Below are 11,870 nucleotides of genomic sequence, written 5' to 3'. Positions count from 1 at the left end.
GCCGAGGCCCCCGCGACCGCCGAGGCCGCGGAGCCGGCCGCCGCGCCGCGCCGCCGCACCCGGACCCGCAAGGCCGAGTCGCCGGAGGCATAAGCACCACCACGACGGCCCCGGCCTCCCCCGACGGGGAGGCCGGGGCCGTCGCCGTTCCCGGGGCCCGGTCGACCCGTGGCGGCCGGAGTCAGGGACCCTGGGGGACCCGGGGGCCCCAGTCCCCGGTTACGGGCCGGTAGCCTCGCTGTATGAGCAAGCCGCCTCGTCTCACCCTGCCGTCCGCCGCCCGCGCGTACACCCTCCGCACCCCTCGCGGGGACTTCGCCGTGCACGAGGCAGGCGAGCCTGCCCGCGGCACCGCCCTGCTGGTCCCCGGGTTCACGGGCAGCAAGGAGGACTTCATCGGCCTCCTCGAACCGCTCGCGGCCGCCGGCTACCGGGTCCTCGCGATCGACGGCCGCGGCCAGCACCAGAGCCCCGGCCCGCGCGACGAGGCCGCGTACGCCCTGGACGAGCTCACGGCCGACCTGCTCGCGCAGGCCAAGGCGGCGGACGCGGGCCGGGTCCACCTCCTCGGGCACTCCTTCGGCGGTCTCGTCGCCCGCGCCGCCGTCCTGCGCGACGCGACCCCATTCCGCACGCTCACCCTGATGAGCAGCGGCCCGGCCGCCATCGCCCCCGACCAGCAGGCCCGTACCGAGCTGCTGGTCGCCGCGCTGGAGGTGATGCGCGAGGACATGCCGGGGGTGTGGGAGGCCATGCGCGCCCACGACGCCGAGGACACCGCCGCCGACTCCCCGGAGCTGGCCGCCTTCCTGCGGGACCGCTGGCTGGCGACCGTGCCGGAGCAGCTCATCGCGACCGGCCGGGTGCTGGTCTCCGAGCCGGACCGGGTCGCGGAGCTGGCCGGGGTGGACTTGCCGAAGTTGGTGCTGTCCGGGTCCGTGGACTACGCGTGGCCGGTGCCGCTGCTGGACGATATGGCTCTGCGCCTGGGCGCGCGGCGCCGGGTGATCCCCGGGACCGCGCACTCCCCCAATGCCGAGGACCCGGAGGCGACGGCGCGGGCGCTGGCCGAGTTCTGGGACGGCGCTGCCGGCGCTGCCGGCGCTGACGGCGCGACCGGCGCGACCGGCGCGACCGGCGCTACCAGCCGGTAGTTAGCCTGTGAAAAAATTTCGTTAGCGTAGGGAATGTTTGCCCTATACACTTCGTTGACCCCTGTACGAGGAGAACACCGACGAAGGGAGAAGCCGTGCGCTTCGAGATTCTGCGCCTGGACGACGTCGACGGAAACGCCGTGGACAGCACCGTCGTGGACGCGGCCTCCGTCAACCGGATCGTGCAGCAGGCCGCCGCCATTGGCCAGCGCATCCTCATCCGCCCGACCGAGTCCGCGTCCTCCTGACACCGACGCACACCACGCGTTGGCCCCCGCACCGCTCGCCGGTACGGGGGCCTCGTGCTGTACGGGCGCGGCAGCGGGTCAGGCCGCCTGGACGACCTGGAGTACGCCGTTGATGATCTGCTGCACGGCGATCGCGGACAGCATCATGCCCGCCAGCCGGGTCACCAGCACCACGCCGCCGTCCTTGATGACGCGGATGATCAGCAGCGAGTACCGCATGGTCAGCCACAGCACCACGTGCATGGCGACGATGGCCGCCCACACCGACAGCTGGCCGCTGAAACCCTCCGCCTTCTGCACCGCGAGGATCACGGACACGATCGCACCGGGACCGGCCAGCAGCGGCATGCCGAGCGGGACCAGGGCGACGTTCACGTCCTTGGTCTGCTTGGGCTCGTCCGTCTTGCCGGTCAGCAGGTCGAGCGCGATCAGCAGGAGCAGCAGGCCTCCCGCGATCATCAGCGCGGGTACCGAGACGTGCAGGTAGTCCAGGATCTGCTGGCCGCAGAGGCCGAACACGGCGATGACGCCGAACGCCACGCACACCGCCTGCCACGCCATCCGCCGCTGCACCTTGGCGGGCCGGCCCGAGGTCAGCGCCAGGAAGATCGGCGTGATCCCCGGCGGGTCCATAATCACAAAAAGGGTGAGAAAAAGGGATCCGAAGACTGCGAAATCGAACACAAAGATGCCTTGCAGGAGTGGTGGTACGAGAACAGCAGCGGCGACGTCGCCGCACGGAGGACGGGAGAAGCGGGCGAAGCGGGCGCCTGCGCGGGCCCAGGACCGAGCTAAGCGTCGGCGGCGGCGCGTCCGCCCGCGCCCGGCACCGGGAAGGCGCCGGCGGCACGGCGGGTGATCTCGCCGTAGATCTCGGGGTCCGTCGTGAAGTCCCCGAGCCGGCAGGTCTTGCGGCTGCCGTGGTAGTCGCTGGAACCGGTCGTCAGCAGGTCCAGCTCGGACGCGAGCGAGCGCAGCCGTGCGCGCGTGGCGTCGTCGTGGTCCATGTGGTCGACCTCGATGCCGTCCAGCCCGGCGGCCGCCAGTTCCGCTATCGCGCTCTCCGGCACGATCTGCCCGCGCTTGGCGGCGCCCGGGTGCGCGAAGACGGTGACCCCGCCGGCCGCCTTGACCAGGCGGATCGCCTCGAACGGGTCGAGCTCGTGCTTCTCCGCGTACGCGCGGCCGCCGTCGGCCAGCCACTGCGGCGTGAAGGCGTCCGAGACGGACCCGACGACGCCCAGCTCGACCATGGCGGTCGCGATGTGCGGGCGGCCCACGGAGCCGTCGCCGGCGATCCGGGCGACCTGCTCCCAGGTCACGGGCACGCCGAGCGCCTGGAGCTTGCCGATCATCGTCTGCGCCCGCGGCACCCGGTCGTCGCGCACCAGCTCCCGCTCCCGGGCCAGGTCCGGCTCGGTGGGGTCGAAGAGGTACGCGAGCATGTGCAGCCCGACCCCGTCCAGCCGGCAGGACAGCTCCGCGCCGGTGACCAGCGTCAGCCCCTCGGGGAGCGCCGCGATCGCCTCCGCGTGGCCGCCGACGGTGTCGTGGTCGGTCAGCGCGACGACGTCCAGCCCGGCGGCGGCCGCGTTACGGACCAGCTCGGCCGGGGTGTCCGTACCGTCGGACGCCGTGGAGTGGGCGTGCAGGTCGATGCGCACGGCACGGCTCCAGGGGCTTGACGGACGGGGACACCTCAGGATAACCGGGCCGCAGGGCGCCCCGGCCCCCGGCCCGAAGGGTGAGACGCCGGGACGGCCACAGGATGCGCGGGCCGGCGGCTACAGCATGCGCGCCCCGACGGCTACAGGATCCGCGGGCTCAGCGCCCCGCACGGCAGCATCTCGACCTCCGCGCCCGCGTCCCGCAGATCGGCCAGGACCAGCTCGTCGTACATCAGCAGTCCCGACTGCTCGGGCCACACCACGGCCCACAGCCACAACCCGCGCGCCTCCCCGGCGAACACGGCCCGGTCCTCCGGGGCGCCCTTGACGTGCCACAGGGGCGTGGGCCGGCCGGCCGCGAGCATCTTGGCGACGGGCGGGGCGGAGACGTCGATGTACGGGCCGGGGTCGGGGCCGTCGATGCCCGCGTACCGCGCGCCCAGGCCCACGCCCAGCTCCTCCGCGATCAGCAGCAGCTCGCCCATGCCGCCGAGCGGGCCGGGCCCCGAGCAGGCCACCGCCGTGGCGCGGCCCCCGCTGCGGTCGTCACCGGCCTGGGCGACGCCGGTGAAGAGCCAGCCGATGGGCAGCGGCCAGGGCATCCACACGGGAACCTTGGCCCGGCGCACCACGACCGAGAGGGCTTCGACACTGGGTGGGATGACGGGCTGCAGGGGGTGAACAGGCCCGTGCACCGCGCACTGCCAGGAGTCGGAGAAAAGACCGGGCGCCCTGACCCGGCCACCGCACTTCGGGCAACTCGGTTCACCCCTCATAAGAAGCCACGCTCCTCCCCGGTCGCGCCCGCGTCAAGGGACGATCACCCGTCCGGATGCGATCGGTACCCCCGGTGGCCGTTGGTCAGTCCGCCGTTCGCCGATCCGCCGCGACGTACCCGACCTACCCGACGTACGCGATGTATCAGTCCAACGCGACGGACGTACGCCGAGGGTCCCGCAGATCGGTGCCGCGCGCGAGCCAGCGCTCCTGGAGCGCCGCCGCGCCGTGGACCCGCTTCCACGCAGCCTCGTTCGGCGTCATCGGCAGCAGCGGCAGGAACCGCACCGGGTCCATCGGCGGGTCCAGTTCCAGGTCCTCCACCAGCCCGCCCGACTCGGCGACGAGCACGGAGCTGAACGGCGCGCCCGGCCAGAGCGGGTCGCCCACGTCCAGCGAGGCGCCGGGGGCCACGACGAGGCCCTCGACCTGCGGCGAGGCGGCGAGCACGGCCAGCGGCCGCAGCACCTTGTCGGTCTCGGCGAGCCCCGCCCGCACGGTCAGCACCAGTTCGGCCCGCGGCCCACGCACGGGGTCGGCGACGACGGCGGTGGGATCGGTCATGGACTGCGCGGACATGCCGAGCGTGGCGTACCGCACGAGGTCCCCCTCCATGAAGCGGAGGACCTCGATGCGGTCGGTACCCAGGAAGGTGACGGCGGCGCGGGCGTCGGGCTCCCCGAGCGCGGAACGCAGCCGGGCCTCGACGATTGCCAGAAGATCTGCCATGCCGCGAGCATAGATCTCATATGCAGCGGGTAAAGCCAGAGTTTTGACCATCTGTCGGCTGATAGTGTTGACCGCTGGTCGGGGCGCACGCTCACGACTGCTCCCAGCACGGGCTGGTGGAGCGGTCCGGCGCCCCGGGACAGGACATCCCCTACGGGGGACCGGCCGGAGGAGGTGGGGCTGCGATGGATCGAAGTCGACCGTGCAGTACCAACCGCTCCACCCCGGGCGCCTCCCGCCCGTCTTGATCTTCTGATCGACACCCGTCCTGTGCCTTCCCCCGCCGTTCGCCCGGCGCGTGCGGAGGGTCTCCCACCCGTGCGGTCCTCACCGTACGAAGGAGCTGCCATGTCGATGATCCGTGACCTCCGTGCGGCCGTACGTCCCTCGCTGCGCAAGCCCACCCCCGTCCAGCCCGGCTACGACTCCACCCGCGACCCCTCGGCGAGCAGCGCGGTCGTCGACTGCGCCGTGTACCGCGACGGGCGGCGGCAGCTGGGCACCGCCTGTCTGACCCCGCGCGAGGCGATGCGCCGCGTCCGGGGCGAGGGCGGCTTCGCCTGGATCGGCCTGCACGAGCCGACCGAGGCCGAGTTCGCCGGTATCGCCGCCGAGTTCGGACTGCACCCGCTGGCCGTCGAGGACGCGGTGCACGCGCACCAGCGGCCGAAGCTGGAGCGCTACGACGACACCCTCTTCACCGTCTTCAAGACGATCCACTACGTCGAGCACGCCGAACTGACCGCCACGAGCGAGGTCGTGGAGACCGGCGAGGTGATGTGCTTCACCGGCCCGGACTTCGTCATCACCGTCCGGCACGGCGGCCAGGGCTCCCTCAAGGGGCTGCGGCACCGCCTCCAGGGCGACCCGGAGCTGCTGGCCAAGGGCCCCTCGTCGGTGCTGCACTCGATCGCCGACCACGTGGTGGACGGCTACATCGCGGTGGCGGCGGCCGTGCAGGACGACATCGACGAGGTGGAGAGCGACGTCTTCGCCGCGCCCGCCAAGGGCAGTCCGCGGGGCACGGACGCGGGCCGGATCTACCAGCTCAAGCGCGAGGTGCTGGAGTTCAAGCGGGCGGTCTCGCCGCTGCTGCGCCCGATGGAGCTGCTGAGCGAGCGGCCGATGCGGCTGGTCGACCCGGACATCCAGAAGTACTTCCGGGACGTGGCCGACCACCTGGCCCGGGTGCACGAGCAGGTCGTCGGCTTCGACGAGCTGCTGAACTCGATCCTCCAGGCGAACCTGGCCCAGGCGACCGTCGCGCAGAACGAGGACATGCGCAAGATCACCTCGTGGGCGGCGATCATCGCCGTGCCGACGATGATCTGCGGCGTGTACGGGATGAACTTCGACCACATGCCGGAGCTCCAGTGGGAGTACGGCTATCCCACCGTGATGGCCGGGATCGTCGGCACGTGCTTCGTCATCCACCGGGCCCTGCGGCGCAACGGCTGGCTGTAGGGGCGGCCCACCACGTTCGTCCCTGCGCCCCCTAACCTGTGCGCATGACTCTCAGCGCGCTCCAGCTGGCCCTCGTCGAGGAGGCCACCAAGAAGTCCGGGCTCATCTGGGTCCGGGGCACCGGGCCGGACCGGGCGCTGTGGCACGCCTGGGTGGACGGCGCCGCGCACGTGCTGGGCGACGGGCCCGGGGAACAGCCGTTCCCGGGGCTCGCCGACGGTGCGACCGCCGAGGTCACGGTGCGCAGCAAGGACAAGGGCGGCCGGCTGGTGGCCTGGACGGCCAAGGTGAGCGAGCTGCGGCCGCACGGCGAGGAGTGGGAGGCGGCCGTCGCCGAGCTCAAGGGCAAGCGGCTGAACGCGCCGGACTCGGAGGAGATGACGCAGCGCTGGGCGCGCGAGTGCCGGCTGCTGCGGCTGGAGCCGGCCGAGGTCCACGAGGCGCTGCCGGGCGGGTCGCTGGCCGCGCACCCGCTGCCGTCGCCGGCGGTCACGCGCCGGCCGATCCCGGCGGGTCTGCCGAGGCTACTGCTGAAGCGGAAGAAGACCGCGCGCGGCTGACGCCGCGCAGGGCCGGGGGCCCCGGGCCCCGTTCATGGGCTGAGCCCCGGCTCCGGTTTCGGGGGCTCCGCCCCCGGACCCCCGCGCCTCAAACGCCGGCGGGGCTGGATATGGCCGAGGCTGGATCTGGACGGGCTCAGCCGGCGACGTTCGAGCCCTGGCCTGCTGAGGACTTCTGGCTCGCGGAGGGGGACGGCTTCGTGGCCGGGCCGGACCCCGAGCCCGTGCCGTCCTTCGTGGTCGGGAGTTGGGAGCCGTAGTCGACCGTCTGGTCCTGCGTCGGCGGGGTGAGCTGGAAGGCCTGGCCCCACTCGGCGAGGTCCACCCGGCCCGCGCCGCCCGCCCGCTCCATGCGCAGCGGGTACGGGGTGCCCTGCAGCGAGACCGACAGCTTGCCGCCCTTGCCCTTGTCCGCGGTGAGCTGCACGGCCCGGGTGGGCCCGACCTTGGTGTAGTCCTCCACCTTGGCGAGCTTGCCGTCGAGGCCGAGCAGCCCGTCCAGCAGGACGTGCATGTCGGTGAAGCCGCGGAACTGCTTGTACGTCGGGTCGCTCTGCGGCACCTTCACGTACTTGTCGGTGAGCTTGCCGGCCGACTCGGACTGGCCCCAGAACGCGGCGTCCGCCTTCAGGTAGAGGGCCTCCCCCACCCGCAGCACCTGGAAGGTGTTCTCGGGGGACTTCACCTCGCCGGAGCCGCCGTCGGACTTCAGCCGCATGTCGAGGGTGAAGGTCTTGCCGCCGACGACGAGCGTGCCCGACAGGTGCACGGAGTCCGCGGCGCCGGCCGCCGCCCGCGCCTTGTCCTCGATCTGGTCGGCGGAGAGTTTGCCGACGCCGTTGGTGCCCTCGTCGGGGTCCGTCCCGCAGCCCGTGCCGGTGACGGCGAGGCCCGCGCACAGGGCGCCCACGAAGGCGGCCCGGCGCAGCCGTACGGCAGGGGAGTACGCGGTCACGGGCGGGTGCCTCTCGTCGTGGGGTCGGGCTGGGCACTGCCCCGGCCTGCGGCCGGGCGCCCCCACCCGGCGGCGGCAGGGGGGAGCAGCAGGCAGCGTACCGCCCGCCGGTGACGGGCCGGGGCCCCGGGCGGACCCTCCCACCAGGGCGGTTTCCGCGGCCGGGGGTAGCCTGAGGGACGGCGGGGGCTCCAGGACGGCTCCAGGACGCCGTACGGCAGCCGCTCGGCGGGCGCGTACGGCCGTCCCAGGGCCGGCAGGAGACCCGGCCGCCCAGGTAACAGGCCGGGAACAGGCCAGGACGGTCGCGACGCCCGAGGAGGCGCACAGGATGGCAGCAGGCGCCCCGCGGATCTTCGTATCGCACCTGTCGGGCGTGCCGGTCTTCGACCCGAACGGCGACCAGGTGGGCCGGGTGCGCGACCTGGTGGCGATGCTGCGCGTCGGCGGCCGGCCGCCGCGGCTGCTGGGCCTGGTGGTCGAGGTGGTCAGCCGGCGGCGGATCTTCGTGCCGATGACCCGGGTGACGGGCGTGGAGTCGGGGCAGGTCATCACCACGGGCGTGGTCAACATGCGGCGCTTCGAGCAGCGCCCCACCGAGCGGCTGGTCCTCGGCGAGCTGCTGGACCGCCGGGTGCAGCTGGTCGCCGACGGGACCGAGGTGACGGTCCTGGACGTGGCCATCCGGCAGCTGCCGGCCCGCCGCGAGTGGGAGATCGACCGGATCTTCGTCCGCAAGGGCAAGGGCGGGGCGCTGCGCCGGCGCGGGGAGACGCTGACCGTGGAGTGGTCGGCGGTCACCGGCTTCTCGCTGGAGGAGCACGGGCAGGGCGCCGAGAACCTGGTCGCCACCTTCGAGCAGCTGCGCCCCGCCGACCTCGCGAACGTCCTGCACCACCTGACCCCGAAGCGGCGCGCGGAGGTGGCCAACGCCCTCGACGACGACCGGCTCGCGGACGTCCTGGAGGAGCTGCCCGAGGACGACCAGATCGAGATCCTGGGCAAGCTGAAGGAGGAGCGGGCGGCCGACGTCCTGGAGGCGATGGACCCGGACGACGCGGCCGACCTGCTGTCGGAGCTGCCGGCCGACGACCAGGAGCGGCTGCTGACGCTGATGCAGCCGGAGGACGCGGCCGACGTGCGCCGGCTGCTGTCGTACGAGGAGAACACCGCCGGCGGTCTGATGACCACGGAGCCGATCGTGCTGCGCCCGGACGCCACGATCGCCGACGCGCTGGCCCGCGTACGGCAGGCGGACCTGTCGCCGGCGCTGGCGGCGCAGGTGTACGTGTGCCGGCCGCCGGACGAGACGCCGACGGGCAAGTACCTGGGCACGGTGCACTTCCAGCGGCTGCTGCGGGACCCGCCGTTCACGCTGGTCAGCGCCGTCGTGGACACGGACCTGCCGCCGCTGCGGCCGGACGCCTCGCTGCAGGCCGTGACCAGCTATCTCGCCGCGTACAACATGGTCGCGGTGCCCGTGGTCGACGAGAGCGGCTCGCTGCTGGGCGCCGTCACCGTGGACGACGTACTGGACCACCTGCTGCCGGAGGACTGGCGGGAGACGGATCTGCATTCGGGGGAGAGGGTCGTCCATGGCTGAGCGGGGACGCTCCTCCGAGCCGGGCCGGGACCAGGCGCGCGAGCGGCGCCGGGAGCAGATCCGGGCGCGCCGCGAGGCCGCGCGCGCGGCCCGGGAGCAGGGGCTGGCGGAGCGGGAGCGGGAGCGGCTGGAGGAGCTCTCGGAGCGGGTCCGCGGCAAGGCCGCGGCGATGCCGTCGGGGTCGAGTGCGCTGACGCGGTCGCCGCGCGCCCGGCTGGACACGCCGCGCGCCGACCGGCGGCGGCTGCTGCCGGTGTACGACCCGGAGGCCTTCGGCCGCTTCTCCGAGAAGATCGCCCGCTTCCTCGGCACGGGCCGGTTCATCGTCTGGATGACGCTGGTCATCATCGTGTGGGTGCTGTGGAACATCTTCGCGCCCGCGCACCTGCGCTTCGACGAGTACCCGTTCATCTTCCTGACGCTGATGCTGTCGCTGCAGGCCTCGTACGCGGCCCCGCTGATCCTGCTGGCGCAGAACCGCCAGGACGACCGGGACCGCGTCAACCTGGAGCAGGACCGTAAGCAGAACGAGCGGTCCATCGCGGACACCGAGTACCTGACCCGGGAGATCGCGGCGCTGCGGATGGGCCTGGGCGAGGTGGCGACCCGCGACTGGATCCGCTCCGAGTTCCAGGACCTGATCAAGGAGATGGACGAGCGGCGGCTGTTCCCGGTGGAGAGTGACGAAGGCGACCGCTGAGAGGCTTACCGGACGCCTGCTACCGAGCCGTACCATCGGGGTCATGGCTACCGACACAAGCTCCGCCGCCGTGCCCGAGCAGGATGCGATCCTGGACGCGCTGGCGACGGTGAACGACCCCGAGATCCACCGGCCGATCACCGAGCTCGGCATGGTCAAATCGGTGGAGGTCGGCGACGGCGGGGCGGTCGCCGTGACCGTCTACCTCACCGTGTCGGGCTGCCCCATGCGCGAGACCATCACCCGTAACGTCAGCGAGGCCGTGGCCAAGGTCCCCGGCGTCACCTCGGTCGAGGTGTCGCTGGAGGTGATGAGCGACGAGCAGCGCAAGGAGCTCGCGGCGGCCCTGCGCGGCGGCACCGCCGAGCGCGAGGTCCCGTTCGCCAAGCCCGGCTCGCTGACCCGCGTGTACGCGGTCGCCTCCGGCAAGGGCGGCGTCGGCAAGTCCTCGGTCACGGTCAACCTGGCCGCGGCGATGGCGGCGGACGGCCTGAAGGTCGGCGTGGTCGACGCCGACATCTACGGGCACAGCGTGCCGCGCATGCTGGGTGTGGACGGCAGGCCCACCCAGGTCGAGAACATGATCATGCCGCCGTCCGCCAACGGTGTGAAGGTCATCTCCATCGGCATGTTCACCCCGGGCAACGCGCCGGTCGTCTGGCGCGGCCCGATGCTGCACCGCGCCCTGCAGCAGTTCCTGGCGGACGTGTTCTGGGGCGACCTGGACGTGCTGCTGCTGGACCTGCCGCCGGGCACCGGCGACATCGCGATCTCGGTGGCCCAGCTGGTGCCGAACGCCGAGATCCTCGTGGTCACCACCCCGCAGCAGGCCGCTGCCGAGGTGGCCGAGCGGGCCGGGTCGATCGCCGTACAGACCCACCAGAAGATCGTCGGCGTGGTCGAGAACATGTCCGGCCTGCCCTGCCCGCACTGCGACGAGATGGTCGACGTGTTCGGCACGGGCGGCGGCCAGGTGGTCGCCGACGGCCTGACCCGGACGACCGGCGCCACGGTGCCGGTGCTCGGCCAGATCCCGATCGACGTACGGCTGCGCGAGGGCGGCGACAACGGCAAGCCGGTGGTCCTGGCCGACCCGGACTCCCCCGCCGGCGCGGCCCTGCGCGCGATCGCCGGCAAGCTCGGCGGCCGCCAACGAGGCCTGTCGGGCATGTCCCTGGGCATCACCCCGCGCAACAAGTTCTAGTAGGCGCCCCCGGTGTGGGCAGTCGTTCCGCTGGGCTGGGGGTCCCCCCGGACGGAGTCTGGGGGAGGGTGGGCACACCGGAACGGCGGCCCGCACCGGCCGCGCAGCGTGCCAAAGGGCACCACCGCCCAGCGGTGGTGCCCTTGCTCATGCCCCGCTTACTCGTACGCCGCGAGATCCGCCTGGCTGAAGGCCAGCCCATACGCACTTATGCCCCGCCCATACGCCCCGAGATGGACCCCGCCCGCCGTGGACCCGGCAAGCACCCACCCGAACTCGGACTCCCGGTAGTGGAACGGCGTGGGCACCCCGTCGACAGGCAGCGACAGCATCGACCAGTCAGGCCCGTCGAGATCGTCGGCGAGCTCCCACGCGGTCTCGGTCTGCTGGTCCAGCCAGCTGCTGCGCAGCCCGTGGTCCATCTGACCGGGCCAGGTGTACGCGAGCAGCCCGGAGCCGGCCAGCCACGCGGCCGAGGACACCGAGGTGGCCTCCAGCACGCCGGTGCCGTCACTGCTGCGGCGCAGCGGGTTGCTGGCGACCGTGACGACGACCGCGAAGCGCTCCCGTTCGGCACCGGTCGCCTCGCTGCGGACGGTGGGCTCGTCGCCGTGGCCGACGGAGCCGTGCTCGACCGTGCCGTCGGCGGCGGTGCCGACCTGCATCAGCCAGCGGGGGCCGGTGAAGGCCTCGTCCAGGCCGTACCAGGGGAAGTCGGCCCGCAGGAAGCCCTCGGCGGTGCGGCGGGCCGCGGGGACCGCGGCGGGCTCGGGCGCCGCCCCGGCCACCGGCTCGGCCGCCGTCGGCGC

At 73.1% G+C, this 11,870-nt stretch carries 13 protein-coding genes; 7 read left to right on the top strand and 6 right to left on the bottom strand.

Annotation, left to right across the window (positions count from 1 at the left end):
- The first annotated feature begins 242 nt into the window (after positions 1 to 242).
- Positions 243 to 1,154 (top strand): alpha/beta fold hydrolase, encoded by a 912-nt coding sequence (locus tag GPJ59_RS26205; protein WP_219670160.1) that lies wholly within the window; start codon positions 243 to 245, stop codon positions 1,152 to 1,154.
- Between the two features lie 95 nt (positions 1,155 to 1,249).
- On the top strand, positions 1,250 to 1,402 hold the full coding sequence (locus GPJ59_RS26200) for a hypothetical protein (RefSeq protein WP_219670159.1): 153 nt from the start codon (positions 1,250 to 1,252) through the stop codon (positions 1,400 to 1,402).
- A 78-nt stretch (positions 1,403 to 1,480) separates the two neighbouring features.
- Here the strand turns inward: GPJ59_RS26200 and GPJ59_RS26195 are convergent, their stop codons facing one another.
- From GPJ59_RS26195 to GPJ59_RS26180, 4 genes are all read right to left on the bottom strand, one after another.
- Positions 1,481 to 2,086 (bottom strand): MarC family protein, encoded by a 606-nt coding sequence (locus tag GPJ59_RS26195; protein WP_219670158.1) that lies wholly within the window; start codon positions 2,084 to 2,086, stop codon positions 1,481 to 1,483.
- Positions 2,087 to 2,193: 107 nt separating this feature from the next.
- Entirely contained in the window at positions 2,194 to 3,066 is an 873-nt protein-coding gene (locus tag GPJ59_RS26190) for a PHP domain-containing protein (protein ID WP_219670157.1), read from the bottom strand.
- A gap of 143 nt (positions 3,067 to 3,209) precedes the next feature.
- Positions 3,210 to 3,845, bottom strand: a complete 636-nt coding sequence (locus GPJ59_RS26185; RefSeq protein ID WP_219670156.1) for a DUF6758 family protein — start codon at positions 3,843 to 3,845, stop codon at positions 3,210 to 3,212.
- A gap of 145 nt (positions 3,846 to 3,990) precedes the next feature.
- The gene (locus tag GPJ59_RS26180; protein WP_219670155.1) at positions 3,991 to 4,575 is read right to left on the bottom strand and encodes a suppressor of fused domain protein; all 585 of its coding nucleotides are present in this window, start codon (positions 4,573 to 4,575) and stop codon (positions 3,991 to 3,993) included.
- Positions 4,576 to 4,923: 348 nt separating this feature from the next.
- Here GPJ59_RS26180 and GPJ59_RS26175 point away from each other — a divergent pair, with 348 nt between their 5' ends.
- Both GPJ59_RS26175 and GPJ59_RS26170 read left to right on the top strand, forming a co-directional pair.
- On the top strand, positions 4,924 to 6,039 hold the full coding sequence (locus GPJ59_RS26175) for a magnesium and cobalt transport protein CorA (protein ID WP_219670154.1): 1,116 nt from the start codon (positions 4,924 to 4,926) through the stop codon (positions 6,037 to 6,039).
- Positions 6,040 to 6,083: 44 nt separating this feature from the next.
- Positions 6,084 to 6,599: a hypothetical protein gene (locus GPJ59_RS26170; RefSeq protein ID WP_219670153.1), complete on the top strand. Its 516-nt coding sequence runs from the start codon at positions 6,084 to 6,086 to the stop codon at positions 6,597 to 6,599.
- 136 nt (positions 6,600 to 6,735) lie between these two features.
- Here GPJ59_RS26170 and GPJ59_RS26165 read toward each other — a convergent pair whose 3' ends face one another.
- Complete coding sequence (locus GPJ59_RS26165) at positions 6,736 to 7,554, bottom strand: hypothetical protein (RefSeq protein ID WP_308120492.1); 819 nt, start codon at positions 7,552 to 7,554, stop codon at positions 6,736 to 6,738.
- A gap of 331 nt (positions 7,555 to 7,885) precedes the next feature.
- Here GPJ59_RS26165 and GPJ59_RS26160 point away from each other — a divergent pair, with 331 nt between their 5' ends.
- The 3 genes from GPJ59_RS26160 (at position 7,886) to GPJ59_RS26150 (ending at position 11,061) form a co-directional block, all read left to right on the top strand.
- Positions 7,886 to 9,157: a magnesium transporter MgtE N-terminal domain-containing protein gene (locus GPJ59_RS26160; RefSeq protein WP_219670152.1), complete on the top strand. Its 1,272-nt coding sequence runs from the start codon at positions 7,886 to 7,888 to the stop codon at positions 9,155 to 9,157.
- Positions 9,158 to 9,326: 169 nt separating this feature from the next.
- Positions 9,327 to 9,857 carry a DUF1003 domain-containing protein gene (locus GPJ59_RS26155; RefSeq protein WP_219670163.1) on the top strand — a complete coding sequence of 177 codons (531 nt, stop codon included), beginning with the start codon at positions 9,327 to 9,329 and terminating at the stop codon, positions 9,855 to 9,857.
- Between the two features lie 43 nt (positions 9,858 to 9,900).
- The gene (locus GPJ59_RS26150) at positions 9,901 to 11,061 is read left to right on the top strand and encodes an Mrp/NBP35 family ATP-binding protein (RefSeq protein WP_258024926.1); all 1,161 of its coding nucleotides are present in this window, start codon (positions 9,901 to 9,903) and stop codon (positions 11,059 to 11,061) included.
- A gap of 158 nt (positions 11,062 to 11,219) precedes the next feature.
- Here GPJ59_RS26150 and GPJ59_RS26145 read toward each other — a convergent pair whose 3' ends face one another.
- Complete coding sequence (locus GPJ59_RS26145) at positions 11,220 to 11,849, bottom strand: hypothetical protein (RefSeq protein ID WP_219670161.1); 630 nt, start codon at positions 11,847 to 11,849, stop codon at positions 11,220 to 11,222.
- Positions 11,850 to 11,870: the final 21 nt, after the last annotated feature.

It is taken from the genome of Streptomyces bambusae, from assembly GCF_019400985.1.
GTDB lineage: Bacteria > Actinomycetota > Actinomycetes > Streptomycetales > Streptomycetaceae > Streptomyces > Streptomyces bambusae_A.
This window is presented reverse-complemented; position numbering and strand designations above follow the sequence as displayed.

Coding starts and splice junctions, on each gene's coding strand:
- GPJ59_RS26205 (WP_219670160.1), top strand. CDS start 243: ATGAGCAAGCCGCCTCGTCTCACCCTGCCGTCCGCCGCCCGCGCGTAC.
- GPJ59_RS26185 (WP_219670156.1), bottom strand. CDS start 3,845: ATGAGGGGTGAACCGAGTTGCCCGAAGTGCGGTGGCCGGGTCAGGGCG.
- GPJ59_RS26180 (WP_219670155.1), bottom strand. CDS start 4,575: ATGGCAGATCTTCTGGCAATCGTCGAGGCCCGGCTGCGTTCCGCGCTC.
- GPJ59_RS26175 (WP_219670154.1), top strand. CDS start 4,924: ATGTCGATGATCCGTGACCTCCGTGCGGCCGTACGTCCCTCGCTGCGC.
- GPJ59_RS26170 (WP_219670153.1), top strand. CDS start 6,084: ATGACTCTCAGCGCGCTCCAGCTGGCCCTCGTCGAGGAGGCCACCAAG.
- GPJ59_RS26160 (WP_219670152.1), top strand. CDS start 7,886: ATGGCAGCAGGCGCCCCGCGGATCTTCGTATCGCACCTGTCGGGCGTG.
- GPJ59_RS26155 (WP_219670163.1), top strand. CDS start 9,327: ATGCCGTCGGGGTCGAGTGCGCTGACGCGGTCGCCGCGCGCCCGGCTG.
- GPJ59_RS26150 (WP_258024926.1), top strand. CDS start 9,901: ATGGCTACCGACACAAGCTCCGCCGCCGTGCCCGAGCAGGATGCGATC.